The following is a 21,447-nucleotide window of genomic DNA, read 5'->3' as shown; positions in this document are numbered from 1 at the left end:
TTCAGGAAGCAGCGTAACCCAGCAACCGGCAGCCTAGCAATTAAGTAATGAGCGGTCCGGTCGCGCCGTCGCTCATCAGGCCAGCGTCATTGCTGATGTACATGTAGGTCGTCTTCTGCTCAGCGGTCGCAGACGTCCAATCTGGTGTCCCATCGGGCGCGATCAGCACGGCTGTCCCCAATGTGTCATCTGATTGCATCACCGTATATTCGTATTGGCTGCCAGCGACCACTTCCCGGCTTTCCGTCACGATGCAGCGGATAAGATAAGGTGCCCCATCCACCCCTTGAATAAGGCGGGAAGAGACGTCCACGAGGTCACCTGTCTTGAGGGTGGCGTCCTTGGCATCAATCTGGAATGCCACTTGGCGGGGGGTAGACTTGTACCGTTTGAGCAAACGGATTCCGATCTCGTCAGCCAGCGGCAGCGATGCGACCCAGCGGTTAAGGATCGTGCGGGCGTTGGACGTCCCGTAGGCGTTGACCCCCTCACCCGTAGTATCCACCTGAATAGAGACCGATCGGAAGTTCTCAGGCTTCAACTGGATAGCCGCACCGGTCGGTGACAGGTACATCACCACCTGACTAATGCGCTCTTTCGGCAAGTCCTTCACGGTGATCGAACCGGCAAGGAAATGCTCCAGCTCATTCAGTACCGGAGGGAGGTTGGATGGCAGCGGCCGGGCGCGCACCTTGAATTTGACCTCGGCATCAATGTCATCCCACCACAGATCGCAGCCGGTGCTGGCGATGATCTCCTGCAACAGGTCTTTCACGCCTGTCGGCTCCGTCAGCAGCACCGTCGAGGTAAAGCTGCCAAGCCAGGTGGCATTCTCTTCCTCCCAATCCGTCAGCGGAATATAGGCCGCGCCGAGCCCGGCGAAGTTCACCAGAAGGTCATTGAGGATAAAAGGGATGCTGGCGCTCGTGTAGCGAAGGCAAAGCTGAACCACACTGGCGGCATCATGGGTGTCGACCGTCGACCCGTCGCTTCCGCGCGTGAGACCGGTGAGCATGTCGCCAGTTCGCCCGCCATAGCGGATGATCTCGTCATCAATACGCACCGTGCCGGTATCAGGATAATCCGCCCCGATCCCTGATGGCGTCAGCGTCAGGGTGTCGATGGTGGTGTTCATCGCAGCTATCAGGCTGCCCTTGCTGACGGCCGGTGCCTTCGCCTTCTCGCTGTCCGCGAACCGCAGTGCATCCTTCCCGATAATCCGCACATTGCCGTTTGCATCCGGCCCCTCCATCCGGTCGATGAAATAGGTACGGGTCCGGTCGTAGATGGTGCGGTCATCGTCGATGTATCCCTCACGAATCCGCATCACCCGGTTTTCGAGATAGGCGTTCCGGCCGCGAAGCTTTCCAAAGAAGGTGCCCTGCCCGACCGCGTTATAGCTCCGGGTTTCCGGATAGGGGTCAACTCCCCGGTCGTGGTGCGGAAAGTCGTCCAACTGGACCGTCACAGACGCACTTACGGAGAAGCCTTTTGCGTCGATTTGAACCGGCGCGAGGCTCACGGAGTCGATGCAGGGGTAAACAGTCTCTCCGATCGGCAGGAAAGACGACTTCGAGGTGAATCGGTAGGTTTTGGTGGTTTTGCTGTAATTGGCCGTGTCCTGACAGGTGCCGTAGGTATTGAAGCACTTCTGGGTGCCGGTGACGCCAACAGCGGCCGTACATGGCGCGACGCCATATGTTCTGGCGCAGGAATCGAGATCCAGCTCAACGACGGTGATCGGCCGACGACCGACCTTGACCCGCAAGGTGTCGTAGCTCATTCGACCATCCCCATGATCGGGATTGTTGCTCCCATGTGGCCGTAATGGGTGTGGGCGGGCGCCGGAATCGATTCTTCCGTATAGGCAAAGACGGCTTCGAGCGGGAGCGTCCCGATGTTAGGAATGAAGAAGAAAGGCTTCTTCTCCGCATGTGTGATGAACGCGAGCCAGTTTGCACGCATCCATGTGTCAGACGCATACTGGAGGATCAGGAAACTTCTTACCCCGAGCGACACAACACTCCGGCCAAGGAACGCACCGCCGTCAGACTGGCTGTTGATGAGCTTGGTGTTTCTCCCGAACTTCGGCGGCGTCCAGTTCAGGTACATGCCGTATTCCAGCGCGAGCTGGGCACCGAAGCTGATGACGGCAATGCTGAAGACGCTGGTGCAGGTGATAACCACCCGCCATTTCGTGGAAGCCTGGCTGGTGAAATTGACGAAACGGGGTGAATTATCCGTGGGGGTAATGGCTGCAAAGCAGTCGACGTAGGCCGAGCCGTTCCAGTATTGGAGCTTGATGGTCCCGCCGTGACTATAGAGGTCGTGACCATAGAAGGCGAAATAATCGGCGCCATCGGAAACGGACAGCGTCAGATCGATGTTGATAGTTCCGGAGCCGGCTGGCTTGAAGAAGTCCGACGTCAGCCAGTCGTAGGCATTTTTCACGGGATAATCGGAATTTTCGCTGGACGCGACAACGGTCCCGTTTTCAAGGAGGTTCTCGTATCCGATCCGGGCGTTAGAGGTCGGCATTATGCGGCCACCAACACGTCAAGTTTGCTGCCATCTTTCAAAGCATCATTGATGCCTTCGAGGAGCTTACGGATAGAATTTTTTGAATAGAACGCAGCATCGTCTCCGTTGAGGGTGATGTAGAGGCTCTTTGGAACCGGCGAAGCCTTGCTACTGGAGACGGATGAAGTCACTCCCTCAGTACCGGAGGAAGACCCCCCAGAAGAAGATCCTCCACTGCCCCCTCCGGACCCCATCGTAGCCAGTTGCGCAATGCCGGTGGCAGCAATCAGGGCCACGTTGGCATAACCCATCGCAGTCACGCGAGCCGATGTTGCACCTGTGGGATCGTAGATCAGCGCGGTAGTAGCTGCGACGTGCGTCGCCATGATTGCCTGAGCAATCGCTCGAGCTTTCTCAAAGACGAGCAACGCCACGGCGATTGCTTTATTTTTCGTCGCAAACACGTTGAGGAGACTAACCGCATTGTTCATCGCAGTTTCGCGGATTGCGGTCTCCTGATCGGCCGCACGCCTGCGGTTTTCAATATCTTTGTCGGTTGCATCCTGTCGTATCTCGGTTAGACGGTCCTGGTAATCGGATTCCGCCTGCAGACCCAGATCGCGATACTCTTGTTCAGTAATAGCCTTAGCGTCGAGAGCCTTCTTCAGCGTCTCCTGCTGCTTTTCCACGTCCATCGCGGCTTGCTGCTCAGGGCTGGCAAACTGGTACTTCATGGATTCAGCCTGCCCGGCGAGTTGCTCACGCACCGCCTCGGCCTTCTTTTGGGCCGCCTCCATCTTCTTGCGCTGGTCATCACTGGCGACAGGTTTTGCTGTGGAACCGAGGGTGTAACCGCCTGTCACCGGCGCGGCACCGCCAGCGTATGTGCCTTCACTCGAAAGCCCTCCGGTATCCGCAGGATTTCCGACCTTGGCTTTCAAACCGCCCTTAGCCATATAGGCGTCAATGGCTTTTTGAGAATCGACGCTGAGGCCGTTGGCTTTGGCCTTTCGTGCCAGAGCGATCTGCTTGGAGCCTTCCTCACCGAAAATGGCACCGAAAGCGCTATCTCCGGCCCTTTCAATGGCTTTGTTGGCTGAGGTGTAGAAGTCACCGAGAGCAGAAGCAGCAGAAATGGCAGCGCTGGCGATGCTCGCTAACAGCGTTGCGAAACCCTTCAGGCCATCGGCTGTCGCCGGGTCATTCATCTGATCGGTCAACCGGGTGACCGCATCTGTGATTACGTCGATGAAGCCAGCCTCAGCCATCTTCGCCTTCAGGTCAAAGAACGCATTACCGAGTCGATTGAAGGCGGCCTGCGCCCCTTGGGACGCTTCATCAACGCTACCGCCCAACTCCTGTCTGATGGCAGCGCCGAATTTCGGCAAGAAGTCGCTGGCTAGAACGTCGCCGTTGGCAACCATCTTTGAGAATTCCGCGGTCGTTTTCCCCATCGACTTCGCGGCAATTTCAAATGCGCCGGGCAGCGCATCACCGAGCTGGCCGCGCAGCTCTTCCATACTGACCACACCCTTACCGGCAATCTGTTCGAGGGCCTTGAAAACCAAGCCTACCTGCTCCGCAGGCAGACGCATGGACACGGCAGCTTCGCTTACCCCCGCGAAGATATCCTTTGTCTGCTGGAGGGTGAGACCGGCACGAAGTGCGGACGCCGAGAATCCGGCGAATCCGTCAGAGGCCGTGCGGATGTCGAGACCCAGCCGGTTCGCTTCCTCACGAACAAAGGCCAAAGCATCAGCGGCGACGCGACTATCGCCTGTCGCGGCGATCATCTTGTTCCGCATCGTCTCAATCTGAATGCCAGCGTCGAGGATGCCTTTGCCGATCCTGAATGCCACCCATGCCGTGCCAAGGGTCAGGACGGCGATGCGTGCGCGTGAGATGGCGGCTTGGAAACCGTCGACCGATTTAGAGGATGAATTGCTGAATCGCTGAACGTCGCCAGCGGCGGACTGCAATGAGCTTTGCAGGCCTTTTGCGTCAGCCCGAAGCTCGACTACCAGCGCTTCTAAGGTTTGGCTCACGCATCGGGCATTCTCTTGTTACTCTCTCGGGCCTCGTCTTCCGCCTTCATGGTCAGGAACTCATCTCGCGTCATCGGTGGGCTAAGGTCTGCTCCCTGCGAAACAAGGTGCCCCTTCATGGCAGCGGTGTATTCGTAGAATCCCGCTTTCCAGAAAACCTCAGGCGGCCATTTCAGGACTCCCAGCGCGGACGCCATGATGTCCTCCCACGGAAGTTCCGCTACTGGGGCGCCGCCTCCTGAGGCTTTCCCACGCTTACACCGCCCAGAGCAACGCTCAGGAACTGGATTGCAGCTAGGCTGACCGCAGAGAAACCAACATCCATCACAGCGTCGCCTACCTGGTCCAAGCTCAAGCGCTTGTCGTCATGCCCGCGCAGGCCGTAGTGAATGATGGTTACGGCATCAGTGATAGAGAGGTCACCATTTCCGGATTGGCTGATGATGGCGATGATGCTCTTTCCGAGGGACGCTTCTATGCCGCGAATGGCAGAAAATGTAGCGCGCATCGTGCGCTCTTCACCGGCAAGGGTGATTTTCACTTCGTTGCGTAGGTTTTCCATGACTATTGCGGCACGTTGACTGCTGATGCGCTTACGCCAGTAACCGACGTGAAGGAGACAGTGACAAGGCCGTACTGGTTGTTCCAGCGGCCTTGGGGGAACGGCCCCATGATGACGATAGAGGCAGATGGAATGCCTACCGTCACATCGGACAAAGGCGTGCTGCCGTATCCGTCCTGATAAAGTGAAGTCGCCTGAGTCTTCAAGGTCGCAGATACCGCAGTGCCGCCGCCCTTAACGATCAACAGGGCATCACCTGTGTTGCTGAAGTAGGTCGTCGGGGACGCAGCCTGTAAACCTGAAGCGGTGTTGATCCCAGCCGTGCTGATGTCAGTGGTGCTGATATTCGGAGCGGTCTGGGCATTGGCAACCGGCGCCAACAGTGCTGACGCCACGCCGAGGACGGCGATAGCGGCTATAAGGAGAGGTTTCTTGTTCATGTTGCCCCCTAGCTGATCGTGACCGCGCCCGCAGATTCGAGCGTGATGTTGTAGGTGGCGGGGCCGTTGTACGAACCGGATTCCTCGTAGGAGGCGAGCATGAAACTGCCCTGATAGGTCTTTGAGACCGCACCCGGCATGACGAACTGGTAGTTCCGGTGGGCGTTGGTGCTGGCATCGACGCGGATCGCAGCGGCTGCAGCGTCTTCGACGTAAACCCCCTGAAGCTTGATGCTGATGGAGTTGACACCCGCGCCTTCGAGCAACTTGCGGATACCGGCATCGTCGGAATTGGTGATGTCTACGGGCTCGTTATTGATCGTGAGCGTTATCTCACGAGCACCGCCCACGGCTGCATAGGTGCTGCCGGTGGTATTGTACTTGACGAGGACTCCCCGTCCTTTCTGTGCAGCCAAATTATGACCCTTTCATTTATGAATTCAGACTAGCGCCTAAACCGACAGTTGCGCAACATCAAACAACAACCACTTCGAGCTCCGCGTAGCCTTGCCACGTCCGGCCGTCGTCTTCCTTGAAGGCGTCGCTGAATCCCGTGTATTCGCACTTCACCAGCGTGCCTGCATCGAGAGTCAGGGCTTGCTCATTGCGGTCGAGCGCCGTGAGGGCGGCAGCGCGGACAAGGAGAGCGCCTGCAATGCTCTTGTCGCGGCTGAACGTCTGAATCTTCAGGGTATGGCTCTGACCGCTGAAATCATTCGCGGCAAAGGGCTGGCTGTGGATGCTCAGGACAATGTAGGGGAACGTGGCACCCTCAGGCACGTCGGAAAACACCCTGCCCGCAACAAGGGTGGTGACTGCCGCATTGGCTTTGAGGGCTGCGACCGCAGCCTTGATGACGGATGCAGCGGAATCAACCACGGGCCTTCCTCAGTGTTTCGTTGACGGCCGACCGTACGCGGGTGGTGATCTTGTCGCGCAATGCCATGAATGTAGGGCGAAGCCATGGGCGGGCGCGCATACGGCTGGTCCCGAATTCCAACCACTTCCCCTTGGCGAGCTTTGTGCCGAAGAAGGCCGACAGCTTGTTGGCGCCGACACGGAAGAAGAGGGACGCCACCAGCTCGCCGCTGTCCGTCTTTGGGAATTCGCCTGGTGCGGAAGCCTGATGTGGGATCGACCCGCGACGATAGGTGCGCCCCGATCGGCCGCCGCTTGAAATGTGCTGCTTCGCATAGGCGTCCATTTCGATAACGGAGAGCATCAGAGCCGAGCCGATACCGCCGCGTAGGTCGAGGGGCAGGCGTTGCAGCTTCTTAATGAGCTTGTCGGCATTGCGGACGGTCATGCGGGCTGACCTTCCATGCAAAGGAGCTGCTGAAAGTCCTTCCCCTCTGTCTTCAGATCATCGCTGAGATTCCGCACCGCCGCGATGTTGTAGAAGCGGCTGTCGACCTGCACCCGATTGCGGGAAGCGGTCGTAGTGTCAGAAAGGTCGGAGCGGTACCGGATGAGAATGCGGGCATCAACGCGGCTTTGCTGCTGGGCGCTGACGTAGATTTCACGCCCCGCCATGGGTTCAACCACGGCCCAGAGGGAAACAAGATCATTCCACGCTACAGAGCGCCCGCCGAATTCGTCGGACGTTTCAGTCGGCGTCTGCACCACAATCCGGGTGTTTGCCGAGGAAGCGAAGTCGGACCCGCACTTGCACATTAGTAGGCACCGAATGCCTCGGGAAGGCGGAAGGCGTCGTAGAGGGATTTAGCACCGGCCGGAATGTCCGAGCAGACCTTGTTGGTATAGCTGGCGGCGACGTGCTGCAGGATGCCTTGCTTGATGGGATCGGGCACGGCGGCGGCATTCGCCCACCCTGCCGCGAATTGGACCTCGACGGCTGAGCGGCAACGCAGATTCGTCGGCCAGCTGTAGCCATCGTTGAGCAGAATGCGGCCCGTGGCGGTCTCCAAGGTGTAAACAGCGGCATTGACTGTGGATTGGACGTTGGAGGTGTCCGTGGTCTTTATGGAAGTGACGGTTTGGATGGGCTGGCGCGAAAGCTGGATGAATTGGCTGCCGTTGACGAGGAATGGCGTCGGAAGGACATAGTAGCCGCTGGGAAGGTCGACATCTTCACAGATGCTGTCCATGACCAGCTTCCACGATTGGGTGATGAAGGCCCGCTTGGTGTATTCCTCAGCCGTGCGGCGGGCAGAGGCGATGAGGGTGGTCAGAACGGCATCATCCGCAGTGCCGTCAATCCGTAGATATGTTTTCACATCGGGAAGCGACACCGGCTCGGAGGCCGGTGCCGTTACCAATGTGTAGGCTTTGAGGTTCGACACCTACTTATTCTCCGGCGCGGCTTCTGCCTTGTTCTTCGGAGCCTTGGCGATCGCCTTATTCTCCGGCGCGGCTTCTGCCTTTTCCTCGGCTACGACCTCGGCCAGCTTCTCATCGAGAAACGATTGACCGAGGGCTTCGGAAACGTCGTATTCCTGGCCTTCTTCGTAGTAGTGGGTGGAGTGCCCGTCGTTCGAGCCCATTTTGGAGCGGAGCATTTTGATCTTCATGGTGATGCTCCCTATCGGTTCACGCGGTTGGTTTCGATGACCGTAGCGCTCACGCCTCCAGCCGTGGTGCTCACAGCGGTCGTGGGGCTGACGGACACCGATTGGGCAAACTGCGGGCCGTTGTTGGTTGTCCACCGCTGAGTGCCGTCACATGCGACGGGTCCAGTGGTGCTCACCACAGTTCCGTCCGCCAGCTTCCACACGAGGGAGGTGCTGGTAACCGAGCCACACTTATAGCCGACAGAGACATCGGAGCGGCTATCAAGAAAGGCGCGATCGGCGGGCGTTGTGGTGGCATCGAGGCGCCCGCGAGACACCGTGTAATAGCGGTTGTCGCCATCCGTTGTATAGGTTTGCGCGATCGCGGCGACGGCAACAGCCGCCAAAGCGGAGGTTGCCAGCATGATTTTAGTGAATTTCATTGAAATGAACTTTCGTTTTTAAAGCAGGGGCGGATAACCGCCCCTCACATTATTGGGCGATTGGACCAACGGACGGACGACCGAGGATCGCCAGCGCGCCTGCGGTTGCGCCGGAAGTTACCCCGGTGCTGACGATGTTGGCGCGGACATACCGCTTGTTGCCGACGTAGCCGAGCTTCTTCACACCCTGCGCGACGGCAAGTGCCGTACCGGCCGCTGTGCCAACGAGGTCGTCGGCGGCAGGGGTTGAGGTGTCGGAGAGGTTGGCGGCATCGCCGTGCTCGACGGACAGGGTATAAGTCCCGTCTGTACGGGCGCCCATGTTCAGGATGAACGTGAGCGAGTTGTAGCCTTGGGTGTCGATGATGACGCCAGCCGTGGTAGTGCTGGTGGAGATCGCCCCGGTGTTGACGGCGTTTTGAACCGCCATCCCTTGTGCGCTGTCGAACTGCATGTTCGTGACTTTCTATTGTTACCTTAGGAGACCGACATCTTCAGAAGCTTGATGGCTTCGAAGTTGGTCACGCCACCGCCCGTGCGCTTTTCAGCGTAGAACTTGGTGAGACCGGGTGCGGTGTAGGGGTCGCGCAGCACGGAGATGCCCTTGCGGTCGACGATGGTGTAGGCGCGTCCGAAGTTGCCGTATGCGACTGACAGCGCGTTGGACGCGATGACGGGCATGTCGTCAGCGAGGCGAACGGTTTGTTCGAGCAAAGTCAAAGAGCCGCCGAGAACCTTGCCTTGCGGGCCGGACTGCGGTTGCAGGTTGAAGAAGCGGAACACGTTAGTGCCAGATAGCTTCAGGTATTCAATGAAGGTCGCGCGCTTCATAAGGAAGCTGGCACCGGCTTGATAATCTTCCTTCAGCGAACCTATCAGGGAGATGAGACCGGCTTCCGTAGGGGACGTGGTGCTGCCGTTGGCAATCTGCTCGATCGTGTTCCGGGCGTAGGTGCTAGTGCCGGCATTATAGGTCAGAATCCCACGAGGAGCGTTCACGCCGTTGCCGCTGATGAAGGCAGTGTTTTCGAGACGGCCGAACTTGTCGGAGATCTTGCCGGTGAGCCATGCTTCCATGTCCACGGTAGCGTCGGCGAGCATTTCGTTCGTCGCCTTGGGATAAGCGTAGAGCTTCTTGGCCACGATCTCGATGCGGCCGAGCTGGGGAGTGTTGGTTTCGCTCGGGGTGTCGCCTTCGCCTGCCCAGCCACCAGAAGCCTCATCGTCATCGAGGATGACTTCGATGCTCTTGTTGCTGGTGGTGATGACATTGGCCACCTGGCGCATCGGGGAGGTTTCGAAGATGCGACCATTGATGATGCCGAGCTGCTGAGCCGGAACCAGATAGCCACCGTTGGCGAGATTGTCTGTAGACAGAGCCTTCACATGCTCGGGAGCCAACTTGGCAATGTCGCCACCAGCGTGCAGGAAGGACTTGAAGGCCTCCTGTTCGAGCTTGGCCTTGGCCTCTTCAGGCTTGGTGTTGTCGTTGGCGGCAACGCGTTCCATTGCCGCCTTGAGCTTGTCCTGACCGTCCTGAAGCTCTTCGAACTTCTTTCCGAGGTCTTCGGCCACGCGACTAACTTCGGCCTTCACCAGACCGTCTGTGTCCTTGACTTGCTTTTCTTGAGCTTTTTGCAGGGCTACAAGGCCAGTCTGCAACTCCTCGCCGATTTTAGCGAGATCCGTTTCCTGCGGCATTGGGTAGTAACTTTCTTAATTGGTTCATAGCGCCTTCCAGCGCGTGTTGAGCCAATGCAGCGTCACCACCCTCTCGGTGTTTCAGGAGTGCATTGAAGCCTTTGGAGGCGATAAGTTTCGCGTCCTGTTGGCTGTATTTGCCTGCCTCACGCAGGAAATCTTCAAAATCCCGAACCGTGTCGGGTGCCGATTTAACGGCGGAAATGGTGGCGGCTTCGTTCGCCGGGAATGTCACGATGGACACTTCGTACAGCTTCACGCGCTTAAGGTGGGTGATGCCGGTTTCCCGGTTGATTTCCTCTTCCAAGGTGCGGAAACCGATGGAAAGGCCCGTAAGCGCACCCTGTTTCAGAAGCTCGTAGGCTTCGCGGGCGGCATTGACCTTGAGGTTGAGCTGCCCCTTGACGTAGAGGCCACGCTCATCTTCGCGAGCTTCGAGGTAGATGCCGCCGACCATCCACGTCGAATGCTGAAGGAGAAGTTTGGGAAGACCATTTTTGGCCAGGCTATCGGCAAAGGCGCCCTTGTCGACCACCTCGTTGTAGGAATCGATGACGCCGAAGACGGAGCCATAGCCTTCAAATTCACCCGAATCCTCATCGCCTACGGCTTTGAAATTGGCGTCGAATTCGAGATGCTTGTTCTTCATGGGATTAATTTTGCTCACAACCTATACGTTTACGCAACATCTATTCTTGCTCCTTATAAGTGAGGACGCAGCGGCAGTTTATGCAGTTTGCGGCACCACCACGCGGATCGCCGGGACGCTTCATGAGCGCTCCCCCAACGATGAAATCCGCATCCATGGCGATGGCGACATGGGATGACATGGCTGCGTGATTGACGCGGGTGCGCTCGTCCTGCACCGGAAGCCAAGACTTCAGAATGGTGATTTCATGATCGCGTCCGAGCTTGGCTGCCCCCTCCTCGCTGGCATACATCATGGCGGCGTGGGTTTCGGTGCGGGCAACCGTGCGGGCGCGGAAGGCGCTGATACCCTGCACACGGAGCAGCTTCACCGCCACCTGTTGGGGATTGAACTCCTCAGAGGCCGAGAGTGCGACGTCAATAATGCGCTGCATGTCCGAGCGGGTGGTATCGGCGGTCTCGCGGGCACGCTGGGCACCGAAGTCCTGCACCCACTTGCTCACGAGGTAGAACCAGAGGCTTTCCCACCCTTCCCGCTTCTCCATTATGCGAACTGCGGACTTGATGCCCTTAAGGGCTTCCAGCAGCGCGATACGGATGGCAATGCGGTCGAAGCGGTTGGCGATCTCCGCCATGTTCGCGCGGTGCAGCTCGTAGCCGGTATCGCTCAGGCGCAGGGTGATCGGAAACGCCTCTGCCGCTTCCTGAATATAGCGGTTCTTCTCTTCCTCCACGGCGGCGGCGAAGGGCACCTCTACCGACCGCATCAACCCATCCCAGCGGGCCAATAACGGGTCGGGCTTGGCGCGGAAAAGCATTATCGAGATAGCAAACCGACAACTGGCCAGTTAAATGGGAACCAGCGGGGGAAGTTTGTGCTCAAATTGAGTTGCAAAGGATTCTCTTTTGAGAAGTCATCCTCAATAGAAATCCTGACCAGGATCGGCCAAAAGTTCCATAACCATACAATTCGTAGTTTGGTGTTCTTCACGTCATGCAGTGTCCTTTGTTGATGTTGCGCCAATTGCCTCGGCAATCTCCTTTGCCGTAAAGCCGCAGTCCGACATCGCTTTCACGATATCGGTGGTGGGCTGACTTTCCGCCTGGTCGATCGGCTTCAGCGTGCCGGGCACCAGCAGGACGTCACCACCCTCGACTTCCTCAAAGCCCATCTCCGCCCGCGCCTCATTCGGCGTAATCAGGCCGCCGCCTACGGCATCTTTCATCCGTTTGTAGAGACGCTCACGCTGTGGCTCTAACCCCGGCGCGGAATCAGCGTTGTAGGCCAGCGTGACCCCACTCTTGCTGGAATCGAACAGCGGAACAAGGAATTGGGAGAGCTTCTTGATAATCAGATTCAGCAGCGGCAGGACGGTATCCGTCCAAAGGCGCTCCTGCGCGGCGTCCATGTTCGAGAAGGTGGCGGCTTCCATGGTAAGGAGCGGTAGAGGCACCCCGTAGACGAGGCCGATATCCTTCGCGGCACCGGCCATGTTCTTCTCGAAGTCCATGTCCTTCGGGCTGTGGGAGAGCTGGGTGAACTTGGCACCACCGGTCAGCAAGGGGACGTTTCCGGCATTGGAAGGCCCCTCCCACGCCTTTTTGAAATACTCACGCAGCCGGTTGATCGTGGTTTCATCCACAGTACCGGCAACCTCAACGACACCAGATGGGCGAGCGCTATTGAGCAGCAGGTTGGAATTCCACTTGCTGCCGTTGTTGTGGATGTCCGTGGCGCGTGCAGCCGGGCTCAGCGGAGAAAGGCCGCGCCACTCGTTATTCGGGTTGAAAGTCTTGATGTGGAGGATCTGGCTTTCGCCGGTCAGACGATTGACGGGATAGACGCTCTTCTTTTCGCCGGTCCCGTACTCGTAGCGCAGCGGGATATTGCCGCTGTCAGCACCCTTCACGTCCATCAGGTCGGGATTGAGGATATAAAGCTCTTTCGGCTTGCCAGTTTCCGGCAGGCGCAGGATGAAGAACTCACCAGCTACCCGGTGCCAGGCCACCATTTCGATTGCAAACTCTTCCCACGTCTGCATCGGATTGGGCTTTGCCATCAGGTCAAGCAGCGGGTGCTTGGTATCGACCTTCCTGTTGCCCTTCGCGTCGGTCGTATAGACCTCAAGCTTCACGCTCGCAGCTGCATTGGCGATGATGCTGGCGCAGGCAAAGACGATGGGATTTTCGGAATAGCCTTCCTTGGCGTAGGCCTTGATGTTCTGCGGCAGCGAGGACGAAAGGCCTGCAAGGAAAAAGGAACTGGAGGACGGTGCCGCCGCCTTCGAGAAAAACCGACCTAAAAAATTCACTCTACAATGCAATCACTTGTGGCTGTGCGGGTCGGGTGTTCTTCGCATGGACCGCCAAGGCCAAAGCCATCACGCAGTCATCGTGGCTGCCTTCCGGCGCCGAATAGCGAACACCTGTCCGGGTGTATTCGTACTCAAAGCTCTCCAGTTCCGAGACGATAACACCATCTGGATACTGCACTTCACCACGTTGGATGGCAACTGATAACCCTTCCATCAGCATTTGCTTGGATGGTGCCGAGAACTTGAAGCCCTCGAAATTGCTCCCCGTCTTCTGCAACCGCTCGACGATGGGGTCACCGACGCCGGTACTGTCCAGCAGCGTGTAGGTGCTGCCGCAGATGAGCTTGATGTGGTCGATCGTATTCTCCCAAGGGAGCTGGAACCGGGTATGGCTACAGGTGCGCCCATCCTCATCCAGACCATGCAGCACCGTCCAGTCCACCGACTTAGCCAGGTCGTCGCCGAAGACTACAGGCGCCTTGTTTGATATTGGCGCGATATTCTGCCGGATGAACTGAAGCCCGAACGGATTGCCGCCGTCGTCGGATGGCTCGCAGAGGTAAAGCTCCCGAAAAACAGCATCCGGCAGAACCCGCCGCGCATCGTCTAGCTCCTCCTGCGGGAAGACGCCTGCTGCAACAGCGTCGAGCGCGGTAATCTTGTGATAGGAGTGTCCTTGCTCCCCAGCCTCTGCCTTCCGGCATCCCTGATAGAACCAGTTTTTGCGGCCTTTCACGTTACCGATGATGCGGATGGGGCCACGAGTGGCGGTTAGCGTCGAGCGGACCGCGTGAAAGGCTTCTTGCCTCATACGGCTCGCTTCATCCAGCACCGCCGCCCAAACATCTTCACCGTAGAGGTTGTCTGGCTTCTCCCCGGACTTGAACCGCAGAACAGCCCCGTTGATGAGGGTGATGGTTTGGGCGCCCTGACTGGAAACGATGCCCCGGATAAGGCCCTTGGGAATACCGCGCTTCATGCGGTTGAAGGCAATCTCGGCTTGGCCGGATACCGGCGCTACCCACCAGAACTCCCGGCCTTCCTTGCCGAGGAAGAGCGCCTGTTCAAATAGCCACGCCATGCAGGAGACGGTCTTACCGCTCTTGGTACTGCCTTCAATCCATGAGTAGCGTTCGGCGTTGAAGAATGCGTCAGATTGCTTCTGGTACAGCTTGGGACGCTGGTAGACGTGCTCAGCCAAGGCAGGCGTTATAGAACGCCATTATCTCTTCATTGGGTACATCGGAGCCGAGGCAGAAATCAAAACGGATAGAATGCCGGTAATCATTCACCTTCACATCCGTCATCTTATCGTCAGACCAGCGCTCAGTTGGCCCATGATCACAATCAAGGTAGGCGTGGCCTTCCGGGAAGACACGGATGCGTTGGCCATTGTGTTCAAAGGTACGGATGTTCATTATGCGAACTAACTATTGTCGATTTTCAGGGTGAAGACCGGGGGAGCATCCTTATCAGCGGAATGCTCGACCTCTTGCTTGTCCTTCCAGCCAAACCGGTTCTTCATATTGATGAACCAGAGCTGGGAACTGAACTTCACGCCCTCGTAGGTGAAGAGCCCTTCCCTGCCTTTTCGCTGCCACCACATCTCGGCAAGGATGCGTCCTTCCCTTATGGCTTCTGAAAATTCTGGCTCTCTCGCTTGCAAATCGTCCCAAAGCATATTGCTTATGGCTCGGGATGGAGGGATGGCGAGAGCGACCTTGACCTCTGCATCGCTACCACCATCGGCGTAGATGGTGTGCATGATGTCTCGCCAGTTTTCCGCCAGGTCGGCGATGGTCGTTAACGGGCGGCCTACGGAATTACTCACGCTGGAATCTTGCCGGAGCTGGAGTCAGCTGGCAAGGAAAACCGCTACGTGTCCTCGCCCGTCAAACCAACGCCCAAGCTGCTGAGTACGGCATCGGCGGTATCTACGGCGCGGTATGGCATGAGGTATACCCCACCGTACTCGCCAGAAGCTGACCGGAAATAGAAGATGGACGCTAGCAGCTCCACCGTAATCGGAAGCATCTTAGTGCTAGATCTCACTTCCGCAACGAAGGCCTTCAGCCGGTCGGGTTCCAGATAAAGCCTTGCGCTCAGCTTTGGCTCTTCGAACTGCAACTTGCCTGCGCTCAGCTTGCCCATAGAATGCTTATCGCTCCCGTAGATCGAGAGCTCGACTTCGTTAAACTCGATATGAACCCGATCGCCATCGGCCTGCCCGACAATGGTATTCGACCAGCAAACGGTTTGATGGATGATCTTGCCGGTGCCCTTGATAAGGTGACCATCCCACCGCTCAGGTATCAAGTTCTCACGTTGGACCTTTTGAAGATCATCCAGACCGGAGCGATTTAGTGGGAAATGCGGCAGATCCTCGTACTTGTGATCGTGGGCGCGGGTGAAATAGGAGATGTCGTAGTCTTCGAGCTTCACGATGACATTGCACCATCCACGCTTGAAGCGATCACCCTTCTCCCCCTCGCCTTCAATCCCGATAAGGTCGTGGCCAAGCCATTTGAAGTCCTGCTGCATGCTTCCCCTCACAAAATCTTCAACGGCAATCTATGACCTTCGCCGCGCGAGCCGCAAGCGCCTACGCACGCCGGACCAGCTTGAGCAACATGGCAACCGCTATCGCATCGATGGACTTGAGGTAGATCAAGCCATCGTGGCCGAGGTCGGCGGAATGACCCGCCGCCTCGAACGCTTTCACGACACCCTTGGCGCTTCTGGTCTTGGGAACCTCCCAAACCGACCTGACCGGCTCTTCAGTCAAGGTCCACATCGTTCGGCCCATAGGGCCTTTTGATGCCGGACGCCTCACTTGGCGCCATCTTCATCACTGCCGCGAAGAGTGCATCACCGAACAGCGTGCACAGCTTGAAGTAATTGATGGCGTAGACTAGCTCCATTCGCATGGTCTTATACCCGCCGAAGTCGAGTTCTAGGTTGCTGAACTTCAGCGCCTCCCAATCTTCAGCCATCCAAAGCTTGTTCAGGTGGTCGCCAATCTTCTTCATCATATCATTGTTGACAACGTAGACTTCATCGAACGGATCGAAGCCGTAGGCCTCGATCATCCCATGGTTATGCTCGATCGGCGCGATGCGCTTGTCGTACGCAAAAACCCGCGCCGCCGAAATGCTGCCGGGATCTCTCTTAAACGCCTCCATTATGTGGAAACGCTTAACCTCAAAAGTTGCTGCTACTAGTTCCTTACTCATCAAAATATCCTTCTAGTATGAGTTGATAACGACCTACAGATATTTACGTTTCGTTAATGATTCAAGAGGGGCTCGACGTTAAAACTTGGCTTTAACCCATTCTTTTTTATTAATTAAAATAGATTGCCAGAAGGCGTTCTATTTCAATGCTCTGCAACCCTCCGATGATAAAAATTAATTTTTGGATCCGGTTAGTGCTGCCCTACTTTTTGAGTTCGTCAGACCTGGCTCTGCCCTCAACGCGGCCGCAAGCATCTTCCGGGCACCATCACCGCCCTCCCAAAGCAAGACCGGCAACCGCGCCAGTGCAGAATATGGCGACCATCGTCAAAATGCCCGGTGGCGACATCATGACGTCGAGGAATTGGATAAGGTCAGCCATTGCCCTTGCCTCCCTTTTTGGTGATGCCCTGAATATAAATCTGGAAGATATTCCCGGCACAAAATCCGAAAAATGCCCCGATAGTGAGAAGATACACCATGCTATCTGCCCTCCCCACGTTGGGCGGCTGACAGCCCGCTGAGGGCTTGCTGCATGACGTTATGGGCGTGGACGTAGCGTTTTGTTTTGCGCGGATCATCGCTGGTCAATGGGAAGGTTTTAACGGCAAGCTGCAACGCCTCCACCAATCCCGCCGTCGCTTCTGCCACTGCCTGCTGACGGTGTTGGCACAAACGCGTTGCAACCCATTCCAGATTATTGGGCGATGATGAGCTATCAACCTCGCTTATCAGGTTGGCGGCGATTTCCTCGTCAGCGGGGTTTGGCCCCACACAGGCTTCCAGTTCGGCTAGCTCGGCTTTGTAGTGCGAGTTTTCCTTCCCACCAGGCAAGTCGTCAAAGATGGATTTTATCCCCGTAGTCTGGGAACCCTTATCCAGGGGAGAGACGAACGGATTAGGCTTCTCCCTAGTAGACCGCATGTTGTTTGTTTCGAGAGCCATCTGTGCGACTTCACCCAACGTCATCGTTCTGACCCTCGACGGATTCTCACACTCGATCGGATGCGCCGGCACAACTCCGTCAAACCCGCTTTCATCGGTATAGCTATTCATCGGACTTGCTCCCCTTGCGGACATAGAAAACCTGCTTTTCAAGGTTTTCCGCTTCGAGAATGCGCTTGGGCGGGGTCAAAGAGCGGTTGATGGTGTTCGACAGCTCTTGCGGCCGGATGCCGTATTGGCGGGCTGTCTTCATAACACCTCCCCGCTTCCCGCCGTTCTTGTTGACTGTATGGTTGGCCTCGACCACCTGGCCAATGTGCTTCAGCAGTTCGTCAGCTGTGACGATCTGGACTGTTTGGAATTTCATGTTCTGTCTTTCGGTTATTTCGTATTTGCGGTGCGCGGGCGGCGCTCTGCCTGTCCTGCGACCGGGCACGGAACCAGGTCGTTCTGCACCCAGCTTTCCGGCAGCTTGCCCGTCCATCGATGCAGCTTGTACTGACCGTGACCGGACTTATTCGCCATCCACAGGTGCCCGTTGGCATCCTCTGCATCATAGAGGAGGCCGAGGCGGCGCAGGCGGGTGAAGAGCTTGGTGGCGTCGTTCGTGCCCATGTTCAGCACCGTGCGGGAATCAATCCAGCCGATGGCGATAAGGTGGCGGATTGCTCGGGCTTGAACGCCCACTTGCGATACCGTTGGCGGCTTCGGCCGTTCGGCCTGCCAAAGCTTGCTCAGGAGGGAGAGGATTTTCATCGGGCGCCCTCCGGTTTCGGGTCACAGATTTGTTCCCCATTCCGGTCGAGCCGAGGCGTGATACCTCCGTGCGGGGTTCCGACGTAGTGGCAACCCGTGCGGTGGTCGATGAACAGAACCATGCCAGAACGGTCGTTCGGTGGGTCAGTGTCGTCGCGCTCCTTGAACGCCTCCAGCATGACCGCAACAAACAGAACCACGAGCACCACAAGAATGACGAAGAAGCCCATTACGCCACCTCCCCTTCGAGACCGGCGCCTTCGAGGACGTCGATTTCGATGCAGGCGAACGCATCATCATTGTAGGCATGCCCCCGAAGGTTCTTGATTGCCGCCTCTTTCGAAGGATGGATGTGGGTGCAACGGACGAAATCAGTCAGATCACGGCCAACAGCCACCCAGCCCTTGATGCGCTTAGGCTCGACCCATTCGGTAACTAAATCATCCTTGTAGATGCAGTCAGTCATATTCCGACCGCACGCCTGCCAGGTCTCTTCTCGCCCGCCGATGTACCCTATTGCGGGGTATCGTCTAACCAGACCGGTTTCAGGGTCTGGCACCGAGACAGCGGAAACAAAAGCTTTGCGCCCGTCTCGCGTCCGGTAGTACTTACCGGCCGCAAGCGTCAGGGTTCGATCTTTCTGCTCCTTGACCTTGACCTCTGCTACGAGATTGTATTGCGGTGCGAGGTTGTCTTTTTGCCAGCGACCATCGCGCATATACCAATTTCCAGACTCGCTTCGAAACGGATAGGTATGACCCTTGTCATCGAGCGTGATCTTTTCCGTGGTGCCATCGGCCCGTGAATAGGTTTTGCCAACTTCTAATTGGATCTTTTTAGCTGCATTCATGTCCTCGCTTTCTCTTGGATTGATTAGATGGCCAGCGCCGCCAGCAGCAGACCGGCACAAACGGCCAGCAGCACATTGCGGAACTTGGAAGGCTTAGCTTCAGGGACGAGCGCCCCTGCATAAGTAAAGATAGGCTGATTAATGTCGTACATGTTGTTCTCCGTTGGTTACAGGAGCAGACTCTCACGTATATTTTAGGTTGTAAACATCTTTTTATTAGTAATTTATAGTTGACTGGTGAAATATACCGGCTCAGTATGCTTTGGCGATTATCGCAATACTCATAACAATCAGGAGACTACAGCCATGAGCCGCGCCAGCGACGCATATACTGACCATATCAATGCAGGAGGCCACACCATCGGCAATGAAGCGCAGCCCGAGAAGTGTGCAGCCGCACGCATCGAGCAGGCGAAAGCCGACCTCGAAGCCAAGGGCTTCACCGTCACCAAAACTGAAAACGAATAACGAAAGCGAGGACTATGGCTAAAATGAAAATGACCAGCAGTGCTGGTTCCTTCCAAGACCCACAAGTGGGCACCTTCCCCGGCGTATGTGTCCGGGTTATCGACCTTGGCACCCAAGAGAACGAATACGAGGGCAAAAAGACCAGCAAGCGGCAGCTGATGCTTGGCTTTGAGCTGCACGGTGAAAGCGTCGATACCGACGCCAACGGCTACATGCTGGACGACACCGGTAAGCCCGACCCAATGAAACCCTTTATGGTGTCCGCTTGGCTGACCGCATCGTTCCATGAGGAAGCCACCCTGCGGAAGTACATGGAAAGCTGGCGTGGCGCCCCATACACCGAGCAGCAAATCAGCGAGTTCGAGACTGATGGCTTTGACTGGAGCCTAATGCTTGGCGTTCCCTGCATGATCCGGATCGAGGCGAATGCGAAGGGCAAGGTCAAAATCAAGGGCATCTCCAAGCTGCAAAAGAACATCGAGCGGCCGGTGAGCGTCAACCAGAACATCGTGTTTATTCTGGACGAATTCGACCCGAAGGTGTTCGAATCCATTCCCCAAGGCATCCGCGACATCATCGTGAAATCGCCGGAGTGGAAGGAGTTGAATGGGTTGCAGGCGCCGTCCGCAATTGCCCCAACGGCCACTACTGATGCGCCGTTCGATGATGAAATCCCTTTCTAGCGAAAGGGTGCCGATGTGTTTTTCATCATCGACAGCAGGGAGAAGAGACAGGAGGCCGCGAACTTTGTCGCGCGCCTCCCCGCCTCTCCGCTCTACAGTATCGAAATCAAGCCCTATAAGAAGAACCGCAGCCTCGCCCAGAACCGCACGATGTGGATGTGGTACAACGTGCTGGCCGACCATTTGGGTTGCGAGCCCGATGACGTCCATGACCAGATGAAGGTTCGCGTGCTTGGCGTTGAGCGGAAGATTGTCGCCGGTCAGGCGCTTATCCTACCCCGTAGCACCACCGACCTCGACACCACGGCCATGGCACGCTTCATGGAAGCAATTGAGGCTCTTGCGGCAGAGCTGGAAGTGAAACTGCCCATTCCGGACGACTACCGCTATGCCATGGAAGGCGGGCGTGCGGCATGACCCTCACTGAGCTGCGCGACGAGTGGATAGAAGCCGAGAATGCCCGCGTCAAAGCTTACCATGCTTTCATGGATGCCAACCGCAATTCACCTCTACGCGTCGACCTGGACAACGCCGAACGTGCCGAGAAGGCTGCGAAGGACGCCTACTCGAAGGCTTTGCGTGGTGGCGATGGAGCGGTGTCATGACGGACGTTTACAAAACATTCCAGCGCCGCTTTGACCGACGGTCCCTCGCACGGCTGATCGACAAGAAGTACCACAGCCTGTCCGGCTTCGCCCGTGATATCGATATGTACGAATTCCGGGTCTACGAGTGGCTTTTCGCCGGAGCAAAGCCGCGAGTGCAGACGCTTCTAAAAATCTGCGAGGTCATGTCGTGCAGCATCAATGACATTGCGCCGCGCTTGACCAGCACTCCTCCGCCGCCAGCCCAGCGGCCGAGGCAGAAGCCGACATATTGTGGTGGACGGGCCGCATACTTCCAGAAACACCGAGCTTAGGCAGCCTCGACCAGATCCACCCGGCACTGTCCGGGTTTTATTTCATCCGCCGCACCCCACCGCAGACGGATGTCAACAATCTGGCTATCGTCTGAAAACACGCCCCACCGCGTGAGGGTGTCTGAAATCGCTTTTGAGCAGTTTTCACAATCCCGTCGACGCTTATCAGGTCGCCCAAGCACATAAACAGCCACAACGTCGCCCTGGAGGCTCACAATATCCTCTGGCTTCATAGTGTCCGCTTCTTTTTCCCATGCCCGGTATTTGGCAGTCTTGACCCGCCCGCCACGGGCGACATTCAGGAACAGGTTATTGACCGAGGGAGGGAAAGGAAGGATGGCGGAGAAGGACTTCACCAGGCCATTAACGCCGCACCGGAATCTGCCGTCAAGCCATATCGCACGGCCTC

At 57.0% G+C, this 21,447-nt stretch carries 36 protein-coding genes; 5 read left to right on the top strand and 31 right to left on the bottom strand.

Annotated features, from left to right (window positions below; genetic code table 11):
* Window positions 1-40: 40 nt before the first annotated feature.
* From AC245Y_RS08565 to AC245Y_RS08420, 30 genes are all read right to left on the bottom strand, one after another.
* The gene (locus AC245Y_RS08565) at window positions 41-1,783 is read right to left on the bottom strand and encodes a hypothetical protein (protein WP_017993838.1); all 1,743 of its coding nucleotides are present in this window, start codon (window positions 1,781-1,783) and stop codon (window positions 41-43) included.
* On the bottom strand, window positions 1,780-2,538 hold the full coding sequence (locus AC245Y_RS08560; protein ID WP_017993837.1) for a hypothetical protein: 759 nt from the start codon (window positions 2,536-2,538) through the stop codon (window positions 1,780-1,782). Before AC245Y_RS08560 ends, AC245Y_RS08565 begins: the two co-directional genes overlap by 4 nt.
* Entirely contained in the window at window positions 2,538-4,565 is a 2,028-nt protein-coding gene (locus AC245Y_RS08555; RefSeq protein WP_017993836.1) for a tape measure protein, read from the bottom strand. The genes AC245Y_RS08560 and AC245Y_RS08555 overlap by 1 nt, the downstream gene beginning before the upstream one ends.
* Window positions 4,562-4,762, bottom strand: a complete 201-nt coding sequence (locus AC245Y_RS08550) for a phage tail assembly chaperone (protein WP_017993835.1) — start codon at window positions 4,760-4,762, stop codon at window positions 4,562-4,564. Before AC245Y_RS08550 ends, AC245Y_RS08555 begins: the two co-directional genes overlap by 4 nt.
* A 23-nt stretch (window positions 4,763-4,785) precedes the next feature.
* Complete coding sequence (locus tag AC245Y_RS08545) at window positions 4,786-5,127, bottom strand: GTA-gp10 family protein (RefSeq protein ID WP_026157330.1); 342 nt, start codon at window positions 5,125-5,127, stop codon at window positions 4,786-4,788.
* Between the two features lie 2 nt (window positions 5,128-5,129).
* Window positions 5,130-5,567: a hypothetical protein gene (locus AC245Y_RS08540; RefSeq protein ID WP_017993833.1), complete on the bottom strand. Its 438-nt coding sequence runs from the start codon at window positions 5,565-5,567 to the stop codon at window positions 5,130-5,132.
* An 8-nt stretch (window positions 5,568-5,575) separates the two neighbouring features.
* Complete coding sequence (locus AC245Y_RS08535; RefSeq protein ID WP_017993832.1) at window positions 5,576-5,983, bottom strand: phage major tail protein, TP901-1 family; 408 nt, start codon at window positions 5,981-5,983, stop codon at window positions 5,576-5,578.
* A gap of 58 nt (window positions 5,984-6,041) precedes the next feature.
* Window positions 6,042-6,446, bottom strand: coding sequence for a DUF3168 domain-containing protein (locus AC245Y_RS08530; RefSeq protein WP_017993831.1), 405 nt, complete (start codon window positions 6,444-6,446; stop codon window positions 6,042-6,044).
* Window positions 6,439-6,873, bottom strand: a complete 435-nt coding sequence (locus AC245Y_RS08525) for a hypothetical protein (RefSeq protein WP_017993830.1) — start codon at window positions 6,871-6,873, stop codon at window positions 6,439-6,441. The genes AC245Y_RS08530 and AC245Y_RS08525 overlap by 8 nt, the downstream gene beginning before the upstream one ends.
* On the bottom strand, window positions 6,870-7,190 hold the full coding sequence (locus AC245Y_RS08520) for a phage head closure protein (protein ID WP_157628329.1): 321 nt from the start codon (window positions 7,188-7,190) through the stop codon (window positions 6,870-6,872). Before AC245Y_RS08520 ends, AC245Y_RS08525 begins: the two co-directional genes overlap by 4 nt.
* 50 nt (window positions 7,191-7,240) lie before the next feature.
* Window positions 7,241-7,870 (bottom strand): head-tail connector protein, encoded by a 630-nt coding sequence (locus AC245Y_RS08515; RefSeq protein WP_017993828.1) that lies wholly within the window; start codon window positions 7,868-7,870, stop codon window positions 7,241-7,243.
* Window positions 7,871-8,098 carry a hypothetical protein gene (locus AC245Y_RS08510; protein ID WP_017993827.1) on the bottom strand — a complete coding sequence of 76 codons (228 nt, stop codon included), beginning with the start codon at window positions 8,096-8,098 and terminating at the stop codon, window positions 7,871-7,873. It abuts the gene before it with no gap.
* A gap of 11 nt (window positions 8,099-8,109) precedes the next feature.
* Window positions 8,110-8,520, bottom strand: coding sequence for a hypothetical protein (locus tag AC245Y_RS08505; RefSeq protein ID WP_017993826.1), 411 nt, complete (start codon window positions 8,518-8,520; stop codon window positions 8,110-8,112).
* Between the two features lie 49 nt (window positions 8,521-8,569).
* The gene (locus AC245Y_RS08500; protein ID WP_017993825.1) at window positions 8,570-8,974 is read right to left on the bottom strand and encodes a hypothetical protein; all 405 of its coding nucleotides are present in this window, start codon (window positions 8,972-8,974) and stop codon (window positions 8,570-8,572) included.
* Between the two features lie 23 nt (window positions 8,975-8,997).
* Entirely contained in the window at window positions 8,998-10,221 is a 1,224-nt protein-coding gene (locus AC245Y_RS08495; RefSeq protein ID WP_017993824.1) for a phage major capsid protein, read from the bottom strand.
* Window positions 10,196-10,870, bottom strand: a complete 675-nt coding sequence (locus AC245Y_RS08490) for an HK97 family phage prohead protease (RefSeq protein WP_017993823.1) — start codon at window positions 10,868-10,870, stop codon at window positions 10,196-10,198. The genes AC245Y_RS08495 and AC245Y_RS08490 overlap by 26 nt, the downstream gene beginning before the upstream one ends.
* Window positions 10,871-10,910: 40 nt before the next feature.
* Window positions 10,911-11,636, bottom strand: coding sequence for a phage minor head protein (locus AC245Y_RS08485; protein ID WP_017993822.1), 726 nt, complete (start codon window positions 11,634-11,636; stop codon window positions 10,911-10,913).
* Between the two features lie 225 nt (window positions 11,637-11,861).
* Window positions 11,862-13,181 (bottom strand): phage portal protein, encoded by a 1,320-nt coding sequence (locus AC245Y_RS08480; RefSeq protein WP_017993821.1) that lies wholly within the window; start codon window positions 13,179-13,181, stop codon window positions 11,862-11,864.
* A 1-nt stretch (window position 13,182) separates the two neighbouring features.
* Window positions 13,183-14,385 carry a terminase large subunit domain-containing protein gene (locus tag AC245Y_RS08475; RefSeq protein WP_017993820.1) on the bottom strand — a complete coding sequence of 401 codons (1,203 nt, stop codon included), beginning with the start codon at window positions 14,383-14,385 and terminating at the stop codon, window positions 13,183-13,185.
* Window positions 14,378-14,602, bottom strand: a complete 225-nt coding sequence (locus AC245Y_RS08470; RefSeq protein WP_157628328.1) for a hypothetical protein — start codon at window positions 14,600-14,602, stop codon at window positions 14,378-14,380. Before AC245Y_RS08470 ends, AC245Y_RS08475 begins: the two co-directional genes overlap by 8 nt.
* 8 nt (window positions 14,603-14,610) lie before the next feature.
* Complete coding sequence (locus AC245Y_RS08465) at window positions 14,611-15,015, bottom strand: hypothetical protein (RefSeq protein ID WP_157628327.1); 405 nt, start codon at window positions 15,013-15,015, stop codon at window positions 14,611-14,613.
* A 44-nt stretch (window positions 15,016-15,059) separates the two neighbouring features.
* A complete protein-coding gene (locus AC245Y_RS08460; RefSeq protein ID WP_017993817.1) occupies window positions 15,060-15,725 on the bottom strand; it encodes a hypothetical protein in 666 nt (221 codons plus the stop codon).
* A gap of 61 nt (window positions 15,726-15,786) precedes the next feature.
* Window positions 15,787-15,969: a hypothetical protein gene (locus AC245Y_RS08455; protein WP_157628326.1), complete on the bottom strand. Its 183-nt coding sequence runs from the start codon at window positions 15,967-15,969 to the stop codon at window positions 15,787-15,789.
* Window positions 15,962-16,417, bottom strand: a complete 456-nt coding sequence (locus tag AC245Y_RS08450) for a hypothetical protein (protein WP_017993815.1) — start codon at window positions 16,415-16,417, stop codon at window positions 15,962-15,964. Before AC245Y_RS08450 ends, AC245Y_RS08455 begins: the two co-directional genes overlap by 8 nt.
* A 483-nt stretch (window positions 16,418-16,900) precedes the next feature.
* The gene (locus tag AC245Y_RS08445; RefSeq protein ID WP_017993812.1) at window positions 16,901-17,473 is read right to left on the bottom strand and encodes a hypothetical protein; all 573 of its coding nucleotides are present in this window, start codon (window positions 17,471-17,473) and stop codon (window positions 16,901-16,903) included.
* The gene (locus AC245Y_RS08440) at window positions 17,466-17,729 is read right to left on the bottom strand and encodes a hypothetical protein (RefSeq protein ID WP_017993811.1); all 264 of its coding nucleotides are present in this window, start codon (window positions 17,727-17,729) and stop codon (window positions 17,466-17,468) included. Before AC245Y_RS08440 ends, AC245Y_RS08445 begins: the two co-directional genes overlap by 8 nt.
* Before the next feature lie 14 nt (window positions 17,730-17,743).
* Window positions 17,744-18,118, bottom strand: a complete 375-nt coding sequence (locus AC245Y_RS08435; protein ID WP_017993810.1) for a hypothetical protein — start codon at window positions 18,116-18,118, stop codon at window positions 17,744-17,746.
* Entirely contained in the window at window positions 18,115-18,348 is a 234-nt protein-coding gene (locus AC245Y_RS08430) for a hypothetical protein (RefSeq protein WP_017993809.1), read from the bottom strand. The genes AC245Y_RS08435 and AC245Y_RS08430 overlap by 4 nt, the downstream gene beginning before the upstream one ends.
* Window positions 18,348-18,968: a hypothetical protein gene (locus AC245Y_RS08425; RefSeq protein WP_017993808.1), complete on the bottom strand. Its 621-nt coding sequence runs from the start codon at window positions 18,966-18,968 to the stop codon at window positions 18,348-18,350. The genes AC245Y_RS08430 and AC245Y_RS08425 overlap by 1 nt, the downstream gene beginning before the upstream one ends.
* Before the next feature lie 23 nt (window positions 18,969-18,991).
* On the bottom strand, window positions 18,992-19,120 hold the full coding sequence (locus tag AC245Y_RS08420) for a hypothetical protein (protein ID WP_017993807.1): 129 nt from the start codon (window positions 19,118-19,120) through the stop codon (window positions 18,992-18,994).
* 154 nt (window positions 19,121-19,274) lie between these two features.
* Here AC245Y_RS08420 and AC245Y_RS08415 point away from each other — a divergent pair, with 154 nt between their 5' ends.
* From AC245Y_RS08415 to AC245Y_RS08395, 5 genes are read left to right on the top strand one after another with little or no spacing between them, the layout of a single operon-like run.
* A complete protein-coding gene (locus tag AC245Y_RS08415; RefSeq protein ID WP_017993806.1) occupies window positions 19,275-19,436 on the top strand; it encodes a hypothetical protein in 162 nt (53 codons plus the stop codon).
* Between the two features lie 23 nt (window positions 19,437-19,459).
* Window positions 19,460-20,119 carry a phage replication initiation protein, NGO0469 family gene (locus AC245Y_RS08410; RefSeq protein ID WP_157628325.1) on the top strand — a complete coding sequence of 220 codons (660 nt, stop codon included), beginning with the start codon at window positions 19,460-19,462 and terminating at the stop codon, window positions 20,117-20,119.
* A gap of 15 nt (window positions 20,120-20,134) precedes the next feature.
* The gene (locus tag AC245Y_RS08405) at window positions 20,135-20,536 is read left to right on the top strand and encodes a NinB/YbcN family protein (protein WP_017993804.1); all 402 of its coding nucleotides are present in this window, start codon (window positions 20,135-20,137) and stop codon (window positions 20,534-20,536) included.
* Window positions 20,533-20,724, top strand: coding sequence for a hypothetical protein (locus AC245Y_RS08400; protein WP_017993803.1), 192 nt, complete (start codon window positions 20,533-20,535; stop codon window positions 20,722-20,724). Before AC245Y_RS08405 ends, AC245Y_RS08400 begins: the two co-directional genes overlap by 4 nt.
* Window positions 20,721-21,038 (top strand): helix-turn-helix domain-containing protein, encoded by a 318-nt coding sequence (locus AC245Y_RS08395; protein WP_017993802.1) that lies wholly within the window; start codon window positions 20,721-20,723, stop codon window positions 21,036-21,038. The genes AC245Y_RS08400 and AC245Y_RS08395 overlap by 4 nt, the downstream gene beginning before the upstream one ends.
* Here the strand turns inward: AC245Y_RS08395 and AC245Y_RS08390 are convergent.
* A complete protein-coding gene (locus tag AC245Y_RS08390) occupies window positions 21,035-21,394 on the bottom strand; it encodes a RusA family crossover junction endodeoxyribonuclease (RefSeq protein ID WP_157628324.1) in 360 nt (119 codons plus the stop codon). The genes AC245Y_RS08395 and AC245Y_RS08390 overlap by 4 nt on opposite strands.
* Window positions 21,395-21,447: the final 53 nt, after the last annotated feature.

The organism is Rhizobium sp. SRDI943, assembly GCF_057653695.1.
The sequence above is the reverse complement of the archived record's forward strand: the minus strand, read 5'-3'. Positions and strand labels throughout refer to the sequence as shown.